The 21,359-nt window shown below is 66.2% G+C and carries 17 protein-coding genes; 12 read left to right on the forward strand and 5 right to left on the reverse strand.

Annotated elements, in window-relative coordinates; all coding sequences use genetic code 11:
• Window positions 1-172 precede the first annotated feature (172 nt).
• The 4 genes from yajC (at window position 173) to QRN53_RS05030 (ending at window position 5,981) form a co-directional block, all read left to right on the forward strand.
• Entirely contained in the window at window positions 173-568 is a 396-nt protein-coding gene (gene yajC, locus QRN53_RS05015; protein ID WP_285242917.1) for a preprotein translocase subunit YajC, read from the forward strand.
• A 100-nt stretch (window positions 569-668) separates the two neighbouring features.
• A complete protein-coding gene (gene secD, locus QRN53_RS05020; protein WP_285242918.1) occupies window positions 669-2,426 on the forward strand; it encodes a protein translocase subunit SecD in 1,758 nt (585 codons plus the stop codon).
• Complete coding sequence (secF, locus tag QRN53_RS05025) at window positions 2,426-3,442, forward strand: protein translocase subunit SecF (RefSeq protein WP_285242919.1); 1,017 nt, start codon at window positions 2,426-2,428, stop codon at window positions 3,440-3,442. Before secD ends, secF begins: the two co-directional genes overlap by 1 nt.
• Before the next feature lie 148 nt (window positions 3,443-3,590).
• Complete coding sequence (locus tag QRN53_RS05030; RefSeq protein ID WP_502934819.1) at window positions 3,591-5,981, forward strand: RelA/SpoT family protein; 2,391 nt, start codon at window positions 3,591-3,593, stop codon at window positions 5,979-5,981.
• Here the strand turns inward: QRN53_RS05030 and QRN53_RS05035 are convergent.
• The 3 genes from QRN53_RS05035 to QRN53_RS05045 form a co-directional block, all read right to left on the reverse strand.
• Window positions 5,862-6,635 (reverse strand): type IV toxin-antitoxin system AbiEi family antitoxin, encoded by a 774-nt coding sequence (locus QRN53_RS05035; RefSeq protein ID WP_285242921.1) that lies wholly within the window; start codon window positions 6,633-6,635, stop codon window positions 5,862-5,864. The two genes, QRN53_RS05030 and QRN53_RS05035, sit on opposite strands and share 120 nt — an antisense overlap.
• Before the next feature lie 95 nt (window positions 6,636-6,730).
• Window positions 6,731-8,254 carry a DUF349 domain-containing protein gene (locus tag QRN53_RS05040; RefSeq protein WP_285242922.1) on the reverse strand — a complete coding sequence of 508 codons (1,524 nt, stop codon included), beginning with the start codon at window positions 8,252-8,254 and terminating at the stop codon, window positions 6,731-6,733.
• 67 nt (window positions 8,255-8,321) lie between these two features.
• On the reverse strand, window positions 8,322-9,140 hold the full coding sequence (locus tag QRN53_RS05045) for a peptidylprolyl isomerase (protein ID WP_285242923.1): 819 nt from the start codon (window positions 9,138-9,140) through the stop codon (window positions 8,322-8,324).
• Between the two features lie 226 nt (window positions 9,141-9,366).
• Here QRN53_RS05045 and hisS point away from each other — a divergent pair, with 226 nt between their 5' ends.
• Window positions 9,367-10,737 carry a histidine--tRNA ligase gene (hisS, locus tag QRN53_RS05050; protein ID WP_285242924.1) on the forward strand — a complete coding sequence of 457 codons (1,371 nt, stop codon included), beginning with the start codon at window positions 9,367-9,369 and terminating at the stop codon, window positions 10,735-10,737.
• A 9-nt stretch (window positions 10,738-10,746) separates the two neighbouring features.
• On the opposite strand, the gene QRN53_RS05055 is transcribed toward hisS, so the two are convergent.
• Entirely contained in the window at window positions 10,747-12,000 is a 1,254-nt protein-coding gene (locus tag QRN53_RS05055; protein ID WP_285242925.1) for an APC family permease, read from the reverse strand.
• A 96-nt stretch (window positions 12,001-12,096) separates the two neighbouring features.
• Between QRN53_RS05055 and aspS the strand changes: the two genes are divergently transcribed.
• Both aspS and QRN53_RS05065 read left to right on the forward strand, forming a co-directional pair.
• On the forward strand, window positions 12,097-13,878 hold the full coding sequence (aspS, locus tag QRN53_RS05060; protein ID WP_285242926.1) for an aspartate--tRNA ligase: 1,782 nt from the start codon (window positions 12,097-12,099) through the stop codon (window positions 13,876-13,878).
• Between the two features lie 80 nt (window positions 13,879-13,958).
• Window positions 13,959-14,792: a GNAT family N-acetyltransferase gene (locus QRN53_RS05065; RefSeq protein WP_285243226.1), complete on the forward strand. Its 834-nt coding sequence runs from the start codon at window positions 13,959-13,961 to the stop codon at window positions 14,790-14,792.
• 14 nt (window positions 14,793-14,806) lie between these two features.
• Here QRN53_RS05065 and QRN53_RS05070 read toward each other — a convergent pair whose 3' ends face one another.
• On the reverse strand, window positions 14,807-15,475 hold the full coding sequence (locus QRN53_RS05070; protein WP_285242927.1) for an acVLRF1 family peptidyl-tRNA hydrolase: 669 nt from the start codon (window positions 15,473-15,475) through the stop codon (window positions 14,807-14,809).
• Between the two features lie 63 nt (window positions 15,476-15,538).
• Between QRN53_RS05070 and QRN53_RS05075 the strand changes: the two genes are divergently transcribed.
• The 5 genes from QRN53_RS05075 to alaS all read left to right on the forward strand — a co-directional run bounded on the left by QRN53_RS05075 (window position 15,539) and on the right by alaS (window position 21,353).
• Window positions 15,539-16,987 carry a replication-associated recombination protein A gene (locus QRN53_RS05075; RefSeq protein WP_285242928.1) on the forward strand — a complete coding sequence of 483 codons (1,449 nt, stop codon included), beginning with the start codon at window positions 15,539-15,541 and terminating at the stop codon, window positions 16,985-16,987.
• Window positions 16,988-17,156: 169 nt separating this feature from the next.
• Window positions 17,157-17,783 (forward strand): 30S ribosomal protein S4, encoded by a 627-nt coding sequence (gene rpsD / locus QRN53_RS05080; protein WP_043454433.1) that lies wholly within the window; start codon window positions 17,157-17,159, stop codon window positions 17,781-17,783.
• A 145-nt stretch (window positions 17,784-17,928) separates the two neighbouring features.
• Window positions 17,929-18,303 (forward strand): DUF948 domain-containing protein, encoded by a 375-nt coding sequence (locus tag QRN53_RS05085; RefSeq protein WP_018761438.1) that lies wholly within the window; start codon window positions 17,929-17,931, stop codon window positions 18,301-18,303.
• Between the two features lie 35 nt (window positions 18,304-18,338).
• A complete protein-coding gene (locus QRN53_RS05090) occupies window positions 18,339-18,551 on the forward strand; it encodes a hypothetical protein (RefSeq protein WP_285242929.1) in 213 nt (70 codons plus the stop codon).
• Window positions 18,552-18,674: 123 nt separating this feature from the next.
• Entirely contained in the window at window positions 18,675-21,353 is a 2,679-nt protein-coding gene (alaS, locus tag QRN53_RS05095) for an alanine--tRNA ligase (RefSeq protein WP_285242930.1), read from the forward strand.
• Window positions 21,354-21,359: the final 6 nt, after the last annotated feature.

Raw genomic sequence — 21,359 nt, forward strand, 5'->3', positions numbered from 1 at the left:
CGCCCGGCACGTTCGGCGCTTTGTTTCGCCGGTGGCCCTGATGCCTCCGTCGCTTGGGGAAGGAACCGTCAGGCTTTGCCTGCGTCTACATCCCGCCCCGGCTGAAGCGAGGCCCGCGTCGCTGGAAAACCGGCACCACCCACGCAAAAGAATGGAATTCCCCTTGGATCCAATGTCAATTCTCCTGTTCGTCATGCTCGGCGTCTTCATCTTCATGATGTTCCGCCGCAACAAGAAGACGCAGCAGCAGCAGGCAGAGCTCCAGTCGAAGTTCGCCCCGGGCGTGGAGGTCATGACCAGCTTTGGCCTTTACGGCCGGATCGTGGATATCGACGAAGCGGAGAACAAGGTCACCCTTGAACTGTCCCCCGGAAACCTTGCCACCGTGCACCGCCAGGCGGTGACCAAAGTGGTCGAGCCTGCAGCTGAACCGGCCGTTGAATCACCTGCCGTGCCGGACGATGCTTCGTCGCTGACCACGCCCGAAACCGGAAGCCGGGTGACTGGTACCGAGACTCCCGAGGAAACCCTGAAGCGCCTCAACGATGAGGGCAAGAAGGACAGCTAGGCCCGCTGGCTCCTTTCCTCCCTCTACCGCTGCGGATGACCGCCGGCGCAGGCTGCAGCCCGCACCGGCGGTTCTTCCGCGAATAAGAGAAAGATCGACAATGGCACGAACTGGCCGCAAGAAACCAGGGCTCCGCGTCCTGGTCTGGCTTGGTGTAGTCCTGGCAGCGCTGACCGCCGTCCTGGCGGGCGGCACCATCGCCGGACAAGCCAGCTGGGCACCCAAACTGGCCCTGGACCTCGAAGGCGGCACCCAGATGATCCTGGCGCCGAAGGTTGAGGGGGGTTCGGACATCAACGAACAGCAACTCAACCAGGCCGTGGCGATCATCCGCCAGCGCGTGGACGGCTCCGGTGTCTCCGAAGCGGAAATCAGCACCCAGTCCGGTCGCAACGTGGTGGTCAGCCTCCCCGGCACGCCGTCCGCTGAAACCCGGAACCTGATCCAGGCATCCGCCGACATGAACTTCCGGCCTGTCATCCTCAACGGTGACGGAGCAGCGGTGCCGCCGGAGTCGCAGACTCCGGACGCCCAGCTGCCCAAGCCAACGGCTGCGCCGGCCAACAGCAGCGACACCAACTGGATCACCCCGGAGATTTACAAGCAGTTCGAAGCACTGGACTGCAACAGTCCCCAGGCCGAGAACGCGCAGCGGTCCGATCCCACCAAGCCGCTGGTCACCTGCGAACCTGCCACCGCCAAAACTCCTGCCATCAAGTACATCCTGGGGCCGGTAGAGGTCAAGGGCACCAATATCGTCACCTCGTCCTTCCAGCTGCAGCAGGGCGCACAGGGCGCTGTCACCAATGACTGGGCCGTCAACATCCAGTTCGACGCCGAGGGTACGGCCAAATTCAAGGACGTCACCGAGCGGCTGAACCAGTTCTACGTTGCCGCCGGCGGCGAGTCGGGCACCGATCCGAAGTCCCAGTTCGCCATTGTGCTGGACGATCGCGTCATTTCCGCCCCGCGGTCGTTGGCTGTCATCACCGACGGCCGCCCGCAGATCACCGGTGGCTTCACCGAGCAGACCGCCAAGGCGTTGTCCGACCAGCTGCGATTCGGTGCCCTGCCCATCAGCTTCGAAATCCAGAGTGACCAGCAGATTTCGGCCACGCTCGGTGGCGAACAACTGCGCATGGGCCTGTTGGCCGGCCTGATCGGCCTCCTCCTTGTGGTGGTCTACTCGCTGTTCCAGTACCGGGCCCTCGGATTTGTCACCATCGCATCCCTGGTGGTGGCCGGAGCGTTGACTTACCTGGCGATCGCGATCCTTGGCTGGACCGAGAACTACCGGTTGTCCCTCGCGGGCGTCGCGGGCATCATCGTGGCCATCGGCCAGACGGCTGACTCGTTCATCGTCTACTTCGAACGCATCCGTGACGAACTGCGTGAGGGCCGCGGCCTGGTGTCCGCCGTCGAGAACGGCTGGAAGCGTGCCAAGCGCACCGTCCTTGCCTCCAAGGCGGTCAACCTCCTCGCTGCCCTCGTCCTGTACTTCGTGGCCGTTGGCAACGTCCGGGGGTTCGCTTTCACCCTGGGCCTGACGGCCATCGCCGACCTCATCGTGGTATTCATGTTCACGCACCCCACCTTGCAGCTCCTGGCGCAGACCAGGTTCTTTGGCGAGGGCCACAAGTTTTCCGGCCTGGACCCCGAACGGCTCGGAGCGGTGCCGCTGTACCGCGGTGCCGGCCGTATCCGGACCCCTGAGGACCGGCCCGTGGCGGTGCGCGGCAAGAATGCCGGTGCCGCGGCCGAGGCCGAGCGCCGCATGACCATCGCCGAACGGCGCCTGGCGGAGAAGCAGGAACAGCTCGCCGGCTCGTCGAAAACCTCCGCGAAGGAGAACAAGTAATGTCAGGCTTCGCCAGCTTTGGTAATGAGCTTTACACCGGAAAGCGCTCCTACGACTTCGTCGGAGCCAAGAAGATCTGGTTCCTGATCGCTGCCGTGGCAGTGGCACTCTCCATCATCATCCCGGTGGCCAAGGGGGGCTTCAACCTCGGCATCGAATTCCGCGGCGGATCCGAATTCACGGTTTCCAATGTGAAGACCACCGACCCCACCGTGGGTGAGCACGCAGTGACCGATGTCGTGGCCGGAAGTGTTCCCCGGGTGGCAAACATCGCAGGCAACACCATGCGCATCCAGACCGACAAGCTTGCTGATGATGAAACCCTCAAGATCAAGCAAGGCTTGACCACGGCTTACGGTGTCACCGACAACGAGGTGACATCCACGTTTGTCGGTCCCACCTGGGGTGCGGACGTGACTAAGCAGGCGCTGATCGGCCTGGTGGTATTCGTGCTCCTCGCGGCGCTGCTGATGGCCCTGTACTTCCGCACGTGGAAGATGTCGCTCTCGGCTCTCGCCGGCATGGCGGTGACGATGTTCATCACCGCAGGGGTCTACGCCCTCAGCGACTTCGAAGTCACGCCGTCGGCCATCATCGGCTTCCTCACGGTCCTCAGCTACTCGCTGTACGACACCGTGGTGGTCTTCGACAAGATCCGGGAAAACACCTCCGGTATTGATGCCTCCACCCGCCGGACGTTCGGCGAGGAGGTCAATCTCGCCGTCAACCAAACCCTGGTGCGCTCCATCAACACCATGATGGTGGCCATCCTTCCGGTCGGGGCCATCCTCTTCATCGGTGCCGGGCTTCTGGGTGCGGGTACATTGCGCGACCTGTCGCTGGCCTTGTTCGTCGGAATCCTCATTGGTACGGCAGCCACCATATTTGTGGCTGCCCCGTTGTATGCGTGGCTCCGCCAGGGCGAACCGGACCTGGTCAAGCAGGCGCGGCGCGTCGAACAACGGCGTGCGGGCGCGGCAGAACGGGCAGTTCCCGCCTCGCCGGCCAAGGCCTGATCCGCCCCCGACGGCACCCGCTGCTCCCACCAGGACCGGGCAACGCAGACTCTGCGTTGCCCGGTCCTGGCGTATGCGGGGCCGGTTATAAAAGTCGCTGCCTTGGGGAATAGACTGGGGTAATTAAATGGTGGTGAGGGGTGCTTCATTGGAAGAACGAGCGGCGTCGGCGCCTACGGCTGAGGATGCTAATGATCCTGCCGGTGTACAGGCCGGTATGGCATCTTCGGCGCGCCCCGGATCGTTGGTTCCCGTTGACAACTCAGGCTCCCGTGCCACGTTTCCCGGGCGCCGGGAGCGCACCCGGTCCCGGCTTGCCCGCCTGACAGGGCGGGGGACGGCCACTTACTCGCCCATCCTCGAACCGCTGCTGCGGACGGTCAGGGCCAACAATCCCAAAGAGGACTTTGACCTCATCCAGCGTGCCTTCGACGTCGCCGAGCGAAGCCACCGCGGGCAAAAGCGAAAGAGCGGCGACCCGTACATCACCCACCCCGTCGCAGTCGCCACCATCCTGGCGGAACTGGGACTCAGCGGAACCACCCTTGCAGCTGCCCTGCTGCACGACACCGTGGAGGACACCCCCTATACCCTTGCGGACCTGAAGCGCGACTTTGGTCCGGAAGTGGCCATGCTGGTCGACGGCGTAACCAAACTGGACAAGGTGAGCTTCGGCGAGGCCGCCCAGTCCGAGACGGTCCGCAAGATGGTCGTAGCCATGGCCAAGGACATCCGGGTCCTGATGATCAAGCTGGCGGACCGGCTGCACAATGCCCGCACCTGGCGGTTCGTGTCCGCGGAGTCATCAGCGCGCAAGGCCCGGGAGACACTGGAGATTTTTGCTCCGCTGGCCCACCGCCTGGGTATGAACACCATCAAATGGGAGCTTGAGGACCTGTCCTTCGCGGCGCTTTATCCCAAGGTGTACGAAGAGATTGTCCGTATGGTGGGGGACCGGACCCCGGAGCGGGAAAAGAGCCTGGGCGTGATCCGGGACCAGATCACCGAGGACCTGCGTGCCGCCCGTATCAAGGCCACCATCACCGGCCGGCCGAAGCACTATTACTCGATTTACCAAAAGATGATTGTCCGCGATAAGGACTTTGACGACATCAATGACCTCATGGGTGTCCGTGTCCTGGTGGACTCCGTCCGGGACTGTTATGCCGCCCTGGGCACCATGCATTCGCGCTGGAACCCGTTGCCCGGCAGGTTCAAGGACTACATCGCGATGCCCAAATTCAACATGTACCAGTCCCTGCACACGACCGTGATCGGGCCTGGCGGCAAGCCGGTGGAGATCCAGATCCGGACCCATGAGATGCATCGCCGGGCCGAGTACGGCGTCGCCGCGCACTGGAAGTACAAGGACCAGCCCAACCGCACCGCCGTGGGGCCGGGCAGCCCGCGCGACGGCGACATGGGCTGGCTGCGCTCCCTGGTGGACTGGCAGCAGGAGACGTCCGATCCCGGAGAGTTCCTGGATTCGCTCCGCTTTGAGATCAACGCCCGCGAAGTGTTCGTCTTCACCCCCAAGGGTGAGGTCATGGCGTTGCCGGCAGGATCGACTCCCGTTGACTTCGCCTACGCCGTGCACACCGAGGTGGGTCACCGAACCATTGGCGCCAGGGTCAACGGGAAGCTGGTTCCACTCAACAGCGAACTGAACCACGGCGACTGGGTGGAGATTTTCACGTCGAAGGCTGAGGGCGCCGGACCCAGCCAGGACTGGCAGCACTTCGTCAAGAGCGCGCGGGCCCGCAACAAGATCCGCCAGTGGTTCAGCAAGGAACGCCGCGAAGAGGCGATCGACCGCGGCAAGGAACTCCTGACCCGCGCCATGCGGAAGCAGAACCTTCCGTTGCAGCGCCTGATGACGCACGAAGCCTTGGCTGCCGTGGCCGAGGAATTCAAGTACACCGATATCTCGGGCCTCTACGCAGGCGTGGGCGACGGCCATACCTCGGCCCAGTCCGTCATGGAGAAGCTCATCGAGAGCCTGGGCGGCAACGAAGGCGGCGATGATGACGTCGAAGAGATCAGCATCCCCACCCAGGTTACGAAAGCCCGCTTCTCCGATTCCGGCGTTGTGGTCCGTGGCGTCGGCGACGTTTGGGTCAAGCTGGCCCGGTGCTGCACCCCGGTGCCGCCGGATCCCATCCTTGGCTTCGTGACCAGGGGCTCGGGCGTTTCCGTGCACCGCACCGACTGCACCAACATCTCGGACCTCAAGGACCAGCCGGACCGGATCGTGGACGTTGACTGGGCGCCTACCCAGTCAAGCGTGTTCCTGGTGGAGATCCAGGTAGAAGCCCTTGACCGCAAATCCCTGCTCTCGGACGTCACGCGAGTCCTGTCGGAGAACCACGTCAACATCCTGGCGGCAAGCGTCCATACGTCCACCGACCGCGTGGCCATCTCAAAGTTCGCCTTCGAGATGGGCGACCCCAAGTACCTCAGCCACGTGCTGAGCGCCGTCCGAAGGATCGACGGGGTGTTCGATGTCTACCGCACCACCGGGAACAAGCGCCGGAGCTAACAGCGCCAGCTTTTCCAGTGCCCCGCGCTTGTGGGGCACCCGGGGAGTCGCTTCGATGGCGCGCACCAGCAGCCGCAGCGCCACGTCCTGCTGTGGGCGGGCCAGCAGTGCGGTGAGGGCGGGCACGGCGCGTTCGGCTTCCACGTGCAGCGCAATATCCAAAGCCGTCCGCAGCGGACTGGAGACCATCAGTCCGCCGAGGCTGATGACATCGAGCGGACCGAGTTTTACTTCGTGAAGGGTGCAGCCGCGCGTGTTCCGCAGGCTTGAGACCCTCCGTTTCGTGTCCACCAACAATGCCAGCCGGTCAGGTTCCGCAGCGCAACCGTAGATCCAGGCTGCGGTCATTCGCCCCGCGACCACGCGTTGCCGTACCGCCGTGGGAACCACGGCGGCCGCTGCGCGGGCCCTCAGCTTCGGCGACGCGGGCACCCCTGGCAGGGTGTAGCCGTGCTGGTGGAACCGGGCCAACAACCCGTCGGCGGCGAGGGACTGCAGTTCCGGCCCGGCAAAGGGAACCCCGGGGGCATACAGTTCCGGAAAACGGGGAGCGAAGGCGGCATCTGTGGCCGGGACCTGGCCGCCTGCCGGGGGAGGGCCCGCGATAGCGGGGCTGCGTTGCCCGGAAACGGAAGGGACTGGTGCTGTGGCCATGTCCCCATCCTGCCCGGATGGCCGTTAAACGGGACAGGCCCGGTCCGGTTATGTGGATAACCGGACCGGGCCTGTGCGTCAGTCAGGACTGCGCGTCAGGACAGCTCGCTGGCCGACCGCTGGATCTGGTCCAGCCAGGCCTGGCGGGCTTCGAGGGCCTCCTGGGCGGCCTTGATCTTGCGCTGGTCGCCGCTCTTCTCAGCCTTGGCTAGGTCTTCCTGGAGCCCTGCAATCGCGGACTCCAGCTGCGACAGGGCGCTGTTGGTGCGGGCCTTGCGCTCCGGGTTGGACCGCTGCCACTGCTCTTCCTCGGCGTGGCGGACGGCGTCCTCCACCTTCCGCAGGCCGGCTTCGATCCGGCCCATGTCTGCCCGGGGCACCTTGCCTGCTTCTTCCCACCGGTCACGGACGGACTGCAGTGCCTTCTTTGCGGCCGCGAGGTCGTTCACCGGGAGAATCGCGTTGGCTTCGGCCAGCAGCTCTTCCTTGACGGCCAGGTTGGCCGTGTATTCCTGGTCGATCTCGTCGTTGGCGGCCTGACGGTTGGTGAAGAAGACATCCTGGGCAGCACGGAACCTGGCCCAGAGCGCGTCGTCGTCCTTCCGGCTGGCCCGCGGCGATGCTTTCCACTGGTCCATCAGCCGGCGGTACTCGCCGGCGGCGAAGCCCCAGTCCGTTGACGTGGACAGGGCCTCTGCCTCCGCAATCAGCTTCTCCTTGGCGGCCTTTGCCGACGAGTTGTTGCTGTCCAGCTGGGAGAAATAGGCCCGGCGGTGGCGGTCAAAGACGGTCCGGGCAGCCCTGAACCGCTTCCACAGCGCATCCTCATTGCTCCGGCCCAGCCGGACACCGCTCTTCTGTGCGGCCTTCCAGTTCTCGAACAACTCGTTCATCCGGGCGCTGGACGTCTTCCACTGCGTCTGCGCGGGATCCTGGCCGGAAATCTGCTCGGCTTCCGCCACAATGGCTTCCCGGGCAGCGAGCTCGGCGGCGCGGACGGCGTCGTGCTCGGCTTTCTCGGTCTTCTCGAGTTCCGTGATCTGGCCGGCAAGCTTTTCCAACCTCGCTTCGGCGGCGCGGAGGTCACCCACCATGTTCCGTTCGGCGAGTTGCTCGTGCAGGTGCGTCACCGTCTTCTGCATGTCCGTGCTGGGGGCCTTGGAGCTGACCCGCTGTTCCAGGAGCACGATCTGCGCCACGACGTCGTCATACTTCCGCGCGAAGTAGATCAAGGCTTCCTCGGCGCTGACGCCGGGGTACTGCCCGACCGGGTGTTCACCGTCGTCGATGGTCAGGTAAACGTGGCCGTCACCCTCCACCCTGCCCCACTTGGAGGCCTCGGCAACAGACGTGCTGGGCGCGGCAGGAACGGGTGCAGCGACAGGAGCGGCGGCAGCGGGCTTCGGACGCGACGCAAAGGCGGCTGGAGACGGTGCGGACGGCCGGGGGCCCGGTGCCGGTGCAGGCTCCGCGTCAGGTGCGTCCGCAGGAGCGGCCTCCTCCGGGGCTGCGGCTGCCTGGGCGGTGCCTGCCTCGGTGCCGGCGTCTTCGGTGGTGTCCGAGGCCGCCGCCAGGGTCATGTCTGTTGCTGTTTCGTCGGATTTCTGACTGTCTGTCACCGCTAAAAGTCTTTCGCTTGGAGGGAAATACTCACGTACTGCACCGGGGCCGCTGCGGCCCGGCGTCCTACTTCAGAGAAAACGAGTCTATCGTGACTGGTTGAATCGGTGCGCCGTCTGTGTCACTTGCCCCCGGCGTAATACCTGCGGCGGCAATCCTGGACACGGTATCCAGCCCGGACGTCACCTTGCCCACCACCGTATAGCCTCCGGCCGAGTCCGGGTTGATGACGGTGTCCTTGTAGACGATGAAGAACTGGGTCCCGTTGCCGTAGGCGTTGTTCCCGGTCCGCGCAACGGCTATGGTCCCTGCGGGATATTTGTTGTCCGCGGGGGTGTTTTCCAGGGGACCCCAGGTGTAGTTCGGGTCGCCCTGGCCGTCACCGTTGGCGGAGCCGCACTGCAGGACACCGAACTGGTCCGCTGTGGTCAGGCGGTGGCAGGCCTTGCCGTTGAAGAAACCTTGATCGGTGAGTGACTTGAACACTGCAGCGGCCTGCCGTGCCTTGGTGCCATCCACTTCCACGCCCAGCGGGCTGCCGTTCAGCGAGAGCTCACCGGAGAAGGTCTTCCCCGCGGCCGTGTCCGCTGCTGGAATGTTCGCTCCGTTGGAGACCTGCGGGGAAGGGGTGGCGGAAGCGCTTGCGGAGGCCGACGGATCGGTCAGCCCGGCTTGGGCGGCAGCGTATTCGTCCTCCGTTGGATTCCCGGCGAAGGCGGTGAGCTGGAGTACAACGGCCAGTGCGACGGCGGCAGCTCCCGCTCCGGCGGCCACGAAGTTGTCGCGTTTACGCCGCTTGTCCTGGTTGCGCCGCAGCTCGCGCTTGGCCTCCATCTGCTGGATGCGCCGTTTTGTTTCGCGGGCACTGCGTGAACTGGCCGCCAAGGGTCCTCCTCGTCGTCGGGCTGCTGGTGCCCTGCGGATGGCCGCAGGGCGCAGGTGGGGCCGGTATCAGCGCCGGTCCGTTGCATTAGAGATGCACACGGATGGCGCATAAACTGGCTGCCGCACATAGTTTATGCATGGCTGGCTGTGCTGCCCCCGAACGTCGCCTTGGTGCGGCGCGCGGGCAGCCCCCGGCGCACCTTTCACCGTAAGGAGAACTTTCCCCATGGCACGCACCGCCTCCCTGTCCGGATTCCCCGAGTGGCTTCCCGAGGAGCGGCTGGTGGAGCTGCATGTGCTCGATACCCTGCGCCGGGTCTTTGAACTGCACGGATTCGCCTCGATCGAAACCCGCGCGGTGGAAACGGTGGGCCAGTTGCTGCGCAAGGGCGAGATCGACAAAGAGGTGTATGGGCTCAGCAGGCTGCAGGAGGACGACGGCGACACTCCCGCCAAGGGCGGCAAGGCTGACCCCCACGCGCTTGCCCTGCATTTTGACCTGACGGTTCCGTTTGCCCGGTACGTCGTGGAAAACGCCGGGTACCTTGCGTTCCCGTTCCGCCGCTACCAGATCCAGAAGGTATGGCGCGGCGAGCGGCCCCAGGAAGGCCGGGCCCGCGAGTTCACCCAGGCGGACATCGATGTTGTGGGCGACGGTGAGCTGCCGTTCCGCTACGACGTGGAGATTGCCTTGGTGATCGCCGAAGCGCTCAGGGCACTGCCCATCCCTGACTTCCGGCTCCGGATCAACAACCGCAAGCTGGCTGAAGGTTTCTACCGGGGAATTGGGCTTGATGACACAGCCGGCGTGCTGCGCAGCATCGACAAGCTCGAAAAAATCGGTCCTGCCAAGGTAACGGAGCTGTTGAAGACGGAGCTGGGTGCCTCCGACGAGCAGGCGGCAAAGGCTCTCCAGCTTGCAGCCATCCGCACGGAAGACACCTCCTTCGTGGCACAGGTCCGCGCCTTGGGCGTCAGCGACGAGCTCCTCGACGAGGGCCTGGACGAACTGGAACAGGTGATTGATGCCGCCGTCCAGCGGGCCCCGGGCAAGGTCCTGGCGGACCTGAGCATCGCCCGCGGACTGGACTACTACACCGGCACGGTGGTGGAAACCGTGCTGGTGGGCCACGAGCAGCTGGGGTCCATCTGCTCCGGCGGCCGCTACGACGCCCTGGCGTCCAAAGGCAACCGCAAGTTCCCCGGCGTAGGCCTGTCCATCGGCGTCACCCGCCTGGTATCCCGGATCCTGAGCCAGGAGCTGGCCAAGGCCTCCCGCTCAGTTCCTACTGCCGTGCTGGTGGCATTGAGCCACGACGACAGCTGGGGCGCCGCCCAGGACGTTGCTGCCCTGCTGCGCAGCCGGGGTATTCCCACCGAAGTTGCGGCGAAGGCGGAGAAGTTCGGCAAGCAGATCAAGTTCGCTGACCGGCGCGGCATTCCGTTCGTCTGGTTCACGGACGACGACGGCACCCACCAGGTCAAGGACATCCGCACCGGCGAGCAGGTACTGGCAGCCCCGGAAACCTGGATGCCGCCGCTGGAGGACCTCACGGTCCAGGTTGAAACAACAGCACCGGCTCCAGCTTCGGTCTAGCGAGGCTGGCTATGGGCTTGGCTGGTGCTGCCGGACTCGAAGCACCAGCCAGCGCCCCGCCACGCCTGCGGCAATGACGCCGGCCATGGTCAGTACCGGGGCCGCCGGCAACGTGAACGCCAGGACCACGCACCCTGCGAAACCCACCGCGTTGAGCCACCGGGGAGCATAGTTCGGGTGGACGGCAAGGGTGTAGGCAGCGGCGTTCGCTACTGCGTAATACACCAGCACGCCGAAGCTTGAGAAGCCCACTACGGTCATCACGTTGGTGGTCACCAGGAGCAGGATGACGACGGCGGCCACGGCAAGTTCTGCCACGAAGGGGACCGTGTGGGTTCCGCCCACCCTTGCCAGGGGGCCTGGAAGATCGCGTTCCCGGGCCATGGCTAGGGTGGTCCGCCCCACACCCGTGATCAGCGCAAGGAGCGCGCCCAGGCATGCCGCGGCGGCGCCCGCCTGGACCAGCGGTGCGGCCGGGGCAAGACGGGAATCCAGTACTGCATCAAGCAACGGGGTCCCGGAAGTGGAAAGCCGCCCTCCGAGATGCGCCAGCAGGAGCACCGCCAGCAGCAGGTAGATGGCGAAGGCGGCTGCCAAGGCCGCCAAGATAGCCCGTGGGATGGCCCTCTCCGGGTTCCTGACCTCTTCGCCCAGGGTTGCAATCCGTGCGTACCCGGCAAACGCGAAGAACATCAGGCCCGCGGCAGGGAGGACCCCAGCCAGGCCGCCGGACTGCATGCCCGCTGTCCCTGCGGCAGGATGCGGGCCGAGCACTGCGGCGACGGCAACAAACACGAGCGTCGCCAGGACCATGCACAGCAGGATCCGGGTCAGCAGGGCGGTACGGGTGATGCCCAGCAGGTTGACACCGGTGAGGGCCACGACGGCGGCTACGGCCACCGGTACCGCGTAGTCCGGCGCAACGTAACTGCCAAAGGTCAAAGCCATGGCGGCGCACGAGGCAGTCTTCCCTGTCACGAAACCCCACCCGGCAATAAAGCCCGGCCACTCACCGAGTTGTTTGCGGCCGTACACGTAGGTCCCGCCGCTGGTGGGGTACTTCGCGGCGAGGGCTGCGGAAGCAACGGCATTGCAGTACGCCACTACGCCCGCGACCACCACGGCGAGGACCAGGAAACTCCCAGCAAGCCCTGCCGCCGGGGCGAATACCACGAACACGCCCGCGCCCAGCATGGAACCGAGGCCAATGGCCGTAGCATCGAAGGTTCCCAAGCGGCGTTGCAGCTGCTGCGGTTCGCTCATGCGGCGGCAGTCCCTTTCCAGCGGGTAAACTCGGACGGGATCGTTCCCGGAACGATCATATTGAACTCCCACTGTTTTCCCGCAGAAAGGCGTGCTGTGCTGCGCACACATGACCTCGGATCCCTTCGTTCCGAGCACATTGGACAAACCGTAACCCTGGCCGGCTGGGTGGGCCGCCGTCGTGACCACGGTGGTGTGGCCTTCGTTGACCTGCGCGATGCTTCCGGCGTCTCCCAGGTGGTGGTGCGTGAAGAAGAGGTCTTCCACGGCCTGCGCAACGAGTACGTCCTGCAGGTCAAGGGAACTGTTTCCCGGCGTCCGGAAGGCAACGAAAACCCCGCGCTGGCCACGGGCGAGATCGAGGTCATCGCCGAGGACGTCACCATCCTCAACACCTCCGACCCGTTGCCCTTCCAGATTGACGAGCACGTCGAGGTGGGCGAGGAAGCGCGCCTGAAGCACCGCTACCTGGACCTGCGCCGCCCCGGCCCGGCCCGCAACCTGCGCCTGCGCTCCGAGGCCAACCGGGTGGCCCGCGAGCTGCTGCACGGTGAAGGCTTCGTCGAGATCGAGACCCCGACGCTGACCCGTTCCACGCCGGAAGGCGCCCGCGACTTCGTGGTCCCCGCCCGCCTGGCCCCCGGCTCCTGGTACGCGCTGCCGCAGTCGCCGCAGCTGTTCAAGCAGCTGCTCCAGGTCGGCGGCTTCGAGAAGTACTACCAGATCGCCCGCTGCTACCGGGACGAGGACTTCCGCGCGGACCGCCAGCCGGAGTTCACCCAGCTGGACATCGAGGCCAGCTTCGTCGAGCAGGAAGACATCATCAGCCTCGGCGAGGGCATCGTGAAGGCGCTCTGGAAGCTGATCGACGTCGAGATTCCGATGCCCATCCAGCGCATCACCTACAACGACGCGATGGCACGCTACGGCTCGGACAAGCCGGACCTGCGCTTCGGCCAGGAGCTCACCGAACTGACCGAGTTCTTCAAGGACACCAGCTTCGGCGTCTTCAAGGCCCCCTACGTCGGCGCCGTCGTCATGCCCGGCGGGGCCTCCCAGCCGCGCCGCACCCTGGACGGCTGGCAGGAATGGGCCAAGCAGCGCGGCGCCAAGGGCCTGGCCTACGTCCTCTTCAAGGAAGACGGCGAGCTGGCCGGCCCGGTGGCCAAGAACCTGAACGAGACCGAACGCGCCGGCCTGGCCGACGCCGTCGGCGCCAAGCCCGGCGACTGCATCTTCTTCGCCGCCGGCGAGAAGACCCCGTCCCGGGCCCTGCTCGGCGCCGCCCGCGTGGAGATCGGCCACCGCACCGGCCTGATCAACCCAGCCGACTGGGCGTTCTGCTGGGTGGTCGACGCCCCCATGTTCGAGCCGGCCGCGGCCGCGGTTGCCTCCGGTGACGTCGCCGTCGGCGGGGGCCAGTGGACCGCCGTGCACCACGCGTTCACCTCGCCCAAGCCCGAATTCATGGACACCTTCGACACCGACCCGGAGACGGCGCTGGCCTACGCCTACGACATTGTCTGCAACGGCAACGAAATCGGCGGCGGCTCCATCCGTATCCACCAGGGCGACGTGCAGGAGCGGGTCTTCAAGGTCATGGGCCTCTCGCACGAGGACGCGCAGGAGAAGTTTGGCTTCCTGCTCGAGGGCTTCAAGTTCGGCGCACCCCCGCACGGCGGCATCGCGTTCGGCTGGGACCGCGTGGTGGCTCTGCTCTCCGGCGTCGAGTCCATCCGCGACGTCATCGCCTTCCCGAAGACCGGCAACGGCTACGACCCGCTGACCGCCGCACCGGCGCCGATCACGCCGCAGCAGCGCAAGGAAGCAGGCGTGGACTTCAAACCGGAGGCCAGGAAGCCGGAAGAAAAGCACTAGTTCAAGGACGGCAGCTGCCAAGGCGCCGTCACCGAAGGTTCCCCGGGTCATCCGGGGGACCTTCGGCCGTTAAGGAAGGACTGCCGGTGGCCACCCCGGACGATGTGAAACCAACTGCCCTGGACTTCGAAGCTGCCATGGACGCTGCGTGGCCGGCCCTGGAACGGCAGGAAGCGGGCAACTGGGTGCTCAGGGCGGCAGGCGGCGTTACGCAGCGGGCCAACTCCATCTGGCCGCGTTCCCCGGAGGCCGGCCAATCCGACGCCGACCTGGCCGCCCAGCTTTCCGAGGCCAAGGCCTGGTACCGCAGGCGCCGGCTGCTGGTGATCTTCCAGCTCTTCGACAACCCGGTCACGTCGGCGCTCGACGACCTGCTCGACGCAGAGCGGTTCACCCGCCAGTCCGAGACCTTGGTCATGACACTCAGCGCCCCCGTAGCCGGTGCACCTGAGTCCCCCGGGGAAGCCGCATCGTCAGAACTTGCAGTAGAACTGGCACCGATGCCGTCCGGGGAATGGCTGCGCGTCTGGTGGGAAGTGGACGGCCGCGGCGGGGAGGATGCCCTGGCTACCGCAAGGACAATCCTCGAAGGGTGCCCGTCGGTCTACGCGTTGGCGCGGGACAGCGGCGGCCGCGCTGCCGCCGTCGGACGCCTTGCCATCCCTGCCGGCAGCACCCTCGGCGGCGTTTACGGCATGGCCACACGCCCGGACGCGCGCCGCAACGGGTACGCAGCAGCCATTCTCCAGGCCCTGCTGCAGGCCGGCAGGCACCGCGGCGTGACGGACTACTGGCTGCTGGTGACGGCGGCGAACCACGGCGCGCAGGAGCTGTACGCGAAAGCCGGGTTCCTCGAAACCGGCCGCTACCTCTACCGGCAGGAGCGCCCCCGGCGGGCCCCCACCGGTTGCTGAATCAGGGACGGCCGCTAACCCGCCGGGTCCGCCACCGTGACCCGTACGGAGCACGCGTCCGCCGCCGCCTTCTTCAGGACCGCCGCCCTGGGCTCCGGTACGTCGAGGTAGGCGAGCCGTGGCACCTGCGCGTAACCACGCAGTGCAGGATCCTGCAGGACGAGGTCCGCCAGGGCACGGTCGCCTCCGGGCACCACGTGTTCGAAGGCCGCTGCACGGAAGACTTCCGCCGCCTGCTGTGCCACGGCTGCCACCAGGGCATCGGCCTGGTTGGAACGCCGCCGGGCGAAGCGCTGCTGTGACTGGCCGCCGGCAGCCGTTCGGGCCTGGACATACCGGCTTCCCGCTTTCGACGCCAGCAGGTTTCCCTCGCTTGCCACCCCGATGCCGTAGCCGCCCCGCCGCACCAAGAGCAATCCCAGGCGGCGCGGCTGCGACGCAAGCGCGGCCAGGCGTTCCACCGGATCGTTGCCGCGTCCCGGACGGCCGTCCGCCGGCCACGGCGCCTGCAGGAGCGCCTCAGCACCGTCAGCGGCCAAAAGCCGGAGACCGTCGTCGTCATCCCGCAACCGGAAACCGCCGTGGGAGGAACCGAACCGTTCCACCCAGCCGGCCAGCCGGGCACCGGCCACGAACGCCGTCCGGACGGACGGCGGGCCGCCGGCGGAAGCAGTGGCGGGCATGGGCGATCCTTTGCTGTAGGGAGCCGGGGAAAAGCAGGAGTGGACTGGAAGTAGCCTATCTATGTGGATGATCTCTTCGGGCACGGCCCAGAAAACGACGACGACGACGGTCCCGTCGCCGGGGCAGGCACCAGTACCGGGGGACAGGGTGCGCGGGGACAGGGATCGCCGCGGAGCCCGCTCGCGGTACGCATGCGGCCGCGCAGCGTGGATGAAGTGGTGGGCCAGCAGCACCTGCTCGGCCAGGGCTCGCCCCTGCGGCAGCTGGCGGCAGGGGCTGACGCCGCAGGTCCCGCCGGGCCGAGCTCGCTGATCCTCTGGGGACCCCCGGGCACCGGCAAGACCACGCTGGCGCACGTCATCGCCCGCGGGCCCGGGCGGAAGTTCGTTGAACTGTCCGCCATCACCGCAGGCGTCAAGGACGTTCGCCGCGTCATGGACGACGCCCTCACCGCCCGCGACCTCTACAAGACCACCACCGTGCTCTTCCTGGACGAGATCCACCGTTTCAACAAGGCCCAGCAGGACGCGCTGCTGCCCGGCGTCGAAAACCGCTGGGTGGTCCTGGTGGCTGCCACCACCGAGAACCCTTCCTTTTCCGTGGTCTCCCCGCTGCTGTCACGGTCCCTTCTCCTGACGCTTAAGCCGCTCACGGACGCCGATATCGAGGGACTCCTGGTGCGGGCCGTGGAGGACCCGCGCGGGCTGGGAGGCAAGGTCCGGCTCAGCGACGAGGCACTGGAACACCTGGTCCGGCTCTCCGGCGGGGACGCGCGCCGGGCGTTGACGGCGCTGGAAGCAGCGGCGGGGGTCGCCTTTGGTGACGCGGACGACGTCGAACGTTCAGCGGCGGCGGAAGGTGCGGCGGTTGAACCGGTCATCGTGGAATTGCGCCACACCGAGCGCGCACTGGATGCGGCGGCCGTGCGCTATGACCGGGCGGGAGACCAGCACTACGACGTGACCAGTGCCTTCATCAAGTCCATCAGGGGTTCAGACGTGGACGCCGCCCTGCACTACCTCGCCCGGATGCTCGAAGCGGGGGAGGACCCCCGCTTCGTCGCCCGGCGGATCGTCATCTCGGCGGCAGAGGACGTGGGCATGGCGGACCCCACCGCGCTGCAGACCGCCGTGGCAGCAGCGCAGGCAGTGCAGCTCATCGGCATGCCGGAGGGCCGGATCATCCTCGCGGAGGCCGTGGTCCACCTGGCCACCGCACCGAAGTCGAACGCCGCCTACATGGGAATCAACAAGGCGATCGCTGACGTCCGGGCAGGGCTTGGCGTCGGAATTCCCGCGCACCTGCGCGATGCACACTACCCGGGCTCGAAGCAGCTGGGCCACGGCGTGGGCTACAAGTATGCGCACGACGCACCCCATGCTGTCGCCACCCAGCAGTACCCACCGGATGACCTGGTGGGCCGCGACTACTACCAGCCCACCGGCAATGGTGCTGAACGGGACATCGCTCAGCGGCTCGAGCGCTTGCGGAAGATTGTCCGGGGCACGTGATGGCGTGGTAAGCTGAATCTTTGTCTGGCAAGGCGCGGACGCACAATCTCCCCAATTCGGTTTGGCAAGGTTATGCCCTGTGCCCAGTAGCAAAAGGCAGCGGTTGGCCGATGCTCTCCATCGTGGAGGCCAGTAACACTGACACACCGCAGATATTGGAAGGACACAAGTGGCTAACAACACTCGTGCTCGCCGTCAGGCCCGCCTCTCGCGGTCCCTCGGCATCGCTCTGACCCCCAAGGCCGCCAAGTACATGGAGCGCCGCCCGTACGGCCCCGGTGAGCATGGCCGTGCCCGCAAGAAGCAGGACTCCGACTACGCCGTTCGTCTGCGCGAAAAGCAGCGCCTGCGCGCCCAGTACGGCATCCGCGAAGCACAGATGACCCGTGCCTTCGAGGAAGCCCGCCGCACCAAGGGCCTGACCGGTGAAAACCTCATCGAACTGCTCGAAATGCGCCTTGACGCCCTGGTCCTGCGTGCCGGCTTCGCCCGCACCATCGCCCAGGCCCGCCAGCTGGTTGTGCACCGCCACATCATGGTTGACGGCATCCGCGTTGACCGTCCGTCGTTCCGCGTCGGCGAGGGCCAGCTGGTCCACGTCCACAGCCGCAGCGAAACCATGGTTCCGCTCCAGGTTGCCGCAGCCGGTGCCCACCGCGACGTCCTGCCCGCCGTCCCGGCCTACCTGGACGTCAAGCTGGAAGCCCTGCAGGCCCGCCTGGTCCGCCGCCCCAAGCGTTCCGAAATCCCGGTGACCTGCGAAGAGCAGCTCGTCGTCGAATTCTACGCACGCTAAATCCCAGCAGCGTATCCAAAGAAGCCCGTGGCAAGCGCCACGGGCTTCTTTGTATGTAAGGTACTTGGGGGACATCTGCGCATCGGGCCTTCCGGGCCCGGCCCGGATGGGACCCAACCACGGAATTTCGAGGAGATGAACGTCTATGTCTGGTGGCGATATTGCCGGCCTGATCGCTGCTGGGGTGTTCGCGCTCCTGGTGCTGCTGCTCGCGGTACCCATCCTGAAGCTGGGAAGTGTTTTCGACGAGGTGCGCACTGCCATCAAATCCATCAGCGACGGCGCCACGCCCCTGATGGACGAGGTCACCGCCACCGTTTCCACCACCAACCAGCAGCTGAAGAAAGTGGATGGCATCTCATCCAATGTCTCGGATGCTTCCGCCAACATTTCCGCCCTTTCCTCGCTGGTCGCGGCCACGGTGGGTTCGCCGCTGATCAAGGTGGCCGCGTTCAGCTACGGCGTGCGCAGCGCCTTCGCGAACCGCAGGAAGCCCGCCGCCGGCCGCCGCAGCCGCTAGATTCGAAAAGAACGAACATGAAAAGAATTGTTTGGATGGGAATTGGCGTGGCCATCGGCGTCATTGCGTTCCGCAAAATCACCGAGGCGCAGTCCAACCTCGGGCCGGAGGGCCTCAACCGTGCCGTGGGACGCCTTGCGGACGGCGTGTACGACTTCGCCGACGCCGTCCGCGCCGGGATGCGGGAGCGTGAGACCGACCTCCGCGCCGCCCTCGGCGTCGACTCCGCCGAACTGGTGAGGCGCTGAGCCGAAGGGCCCGGCAAAAGCAGCCAACGAAAACCGGCAGGAACCGATCCCGGAACCCGCCACCTGAACTAACTTTCCGCGCCCGGCAGGAGCCGCGGACCACGAAGGGTAAGAAAACAGCTCATGAAGTCGCAGGAGATCACAAAGCGCTGGGTGGACTTTTTTGTCAGCAAGGGCCACACCGCGGTTCCCTCCGCATCGCTGGTCTCCAGCGACCCCTCGCTGCTGTTCACGGTGGCCGGCATGGTCCCGTTCATCCCCTACCTCACCGCGCGTGAGGAACCGCCCTACTCCCGCGCCACGAGCGTGCAGAAGTGCATCCGCACCGGCGACATCGAGGAAGTAGGCAAGACCGCCCGGCACGGCACCTTCTTCCAGATGTGCGGCAACTTCTCGTTCGGCGACTACTTCAAGGAAGACGCCATCAAGTTCGCCTGGGAGCTGCTCACCACCAGCGTTGACGACGGCGGCTACGGCCTTCCGCCTGAGCGGCTGTGGGTGACGGTCTACGAGGAGGACGACGAAGCCGAGGAACTCTGGCTCAAGAACACCGGCGTGCCCGCTGAACGCATCCAGCGCATGGGCAAGTCGGACAACTACTGGTCAACGGGCCAGCCCGGTCCCGCCGGACCGTGCTCCGAGATCTACTACGACCGCGGCCCCGCCTACGGCGTCGAAGGCGGTCCGCTGGCTGACGAAACCCGCTACATCGAGATCTGGAACCTCGTGTTCATGCAGTACCAGATCGAAAACGTGCGCTCCAAGGTGGACTTCGACATTGTGGGCGAGCTGCCCAAGAAGAACATCGACACCGGCCTGGGCATGGAACGCCTCGCCATGATCCTGCAGGGTGTCGAGAACATGTACGAGACCGACCAGGTCCGTCCGGTCATCGACAAGGCAGCCGAGCTCTCCGGCAAGGAATACACCTCCGCCGAAACTCCTGAGGACCCCCACCACACGGACGACGTCCGCATGCGCGTTGTCGCCGACCACATCCGCTCGGCCCTGATGCTGATCTCCGACGGCGTCACCCCGTCCAATGAAGGCCGCGGCTACGTCCTGCGCCGCCTCATCCGCCGCGCAGTGCGTTCCATGCGCCTGCTGGGCGTCGAGCAGGCCTGCCTGCCCGATCTGCTGCCGGCGTCCCGTGACGCCATGAAGGGCGTCTACCCCGTGGTGGACACCGACTTCGCACGGATCAGCCGCATCGCCTATGCCGAGGAGAAGGCGTTCCTGCGCACCATTGCGTCCGGCACCGCCCGGCTGGAGGACGCGGTGAAGGAATCCAAGGCCGCCAACAAGCCGCTGTCCGGCGAGGATGCCTTCACCCTGCATGACACCTACGGTTTCCCCATTGACCTCACGCTCGAGATGGCCGAAGAGGCGGGCCTGAAGGTTGACGAGGCCGCTTTCCGCAGCCTGATGCAGGAACAGCGCCAGCGCGCGCAAGCTGATGCCAAGGGCAAGAAGGGCGGCCACGCCGACGTCTCGGTCTTCCAGGAGCTCCTGGGCCAGGGCGAGACGGTCTTTACCGGTTACTCCGAGCTCGAGGGCGAGTCCCGTGTCCGCGGCCTCCTGAGCGCGGGCCGCAAGGTCCAGCAGGCTGCCACCGGCGACGAAATCGAACTTGTCCTCGCCGAAACCCCGTTCTACGCCGAGGCCGGCGGCCAGGCTGCCGACACCGGCCTCATCACCGGTGACGGGTTCGTCGTCGAGGTCCTGGACGTCCAGCGGCCCATCAAGGGGCTGAGCGTCCACAAGGCGGTAGTCCGGGAAGGGGAGATCGGCGCTGACTCGCTGGTCCGCGCCGCCGTCGACCGTGAACGCCGGCACGCCGCAGAGCAGGCACACACCGGCACGCACATCGTGCACGCGGCCCTGCACCAGATCCTTGGTCCGGAAGCCACCCAGCGCGGCTCCTTCAACAAAGCCGGCTACCTGCGCTTCGACTTTGCCTGGGGCGAGGGCCTGAGCACCGCCACGCGTTCGGAAATCGAAGAGGTGTCCAACCTTGCCATCCGCAACAACTATGCGGTGGAAACGAAGATCATGGGGCTGGCCGAGGCCAAAGCCATGGGTGCGATGGCGCTCTTCGGCGAGAACTACGGCAGCGAAGTGCGCGTGGTGGAAATCGACGGCGCGTGGTCACGCGAGCTCTGCGGCGGCACACACGTCGCCAACACCTCACTGATCGGCAGCCTGTCCCTGCTGGGCGAACAGTCCGTCGGTTCAGGCAACCGGCGCGTGGAAGCCTTCGTGGGCATGGAGGCCTTCCGCCACCTTGCCGCCGAGCGGGCCTTGGTGACCGAACTGACCGACCTCCTGAAGGTCCCGTCCGGCCAGCTCGCCGACAGGATCTCCGCCACGCTGGCCAAGCTGAAGGCCACGGAGAAGGAACTCGACCGGCTCCGCAAGGAACAGCTGGCCGCTTCGGCCGCGCAGCTGGTGGACACGGCCAAGGACGCCGGGGGAGTGAAGGTGCTGGCCCACGACGCCGGCACCGTCAGCGGAGCGGACGACCTCCGGGGCCTGGCCCTGGACCTGCGCAACCGGCTCGGTTCGGCGGCCTCCGCCGTCGCCGTCGCGGGTGTGGCCAACGACCGTCCCTTGATCCTGGTGGCCACTAACGAGGCAGCCCGTGAAGCCGGCGTCAAAGCCGGCGCACTGGTCCGCGTTGCCGCCGGTGTGCTCGGCGGTGGCGGTGGCGGCAAGGACGACGTTGCCCAGGGTGGAGGGACCGACGCCGGAAAGGTTGGCGCCGCTCTTGCCGCCGTCGTCAACGCCATTTCGGCGCGCTAAACCTGC

This window comes from Pseudarthrobacter sp. fls2-241-R2A-127 (genome assembly GCF_030209355.1).
Taxonomy (GTDB): Bacteria; Actinomycetota; Actinomycetes; order Actinomycetales; family Micrococcaceae; genus Arthrobacter.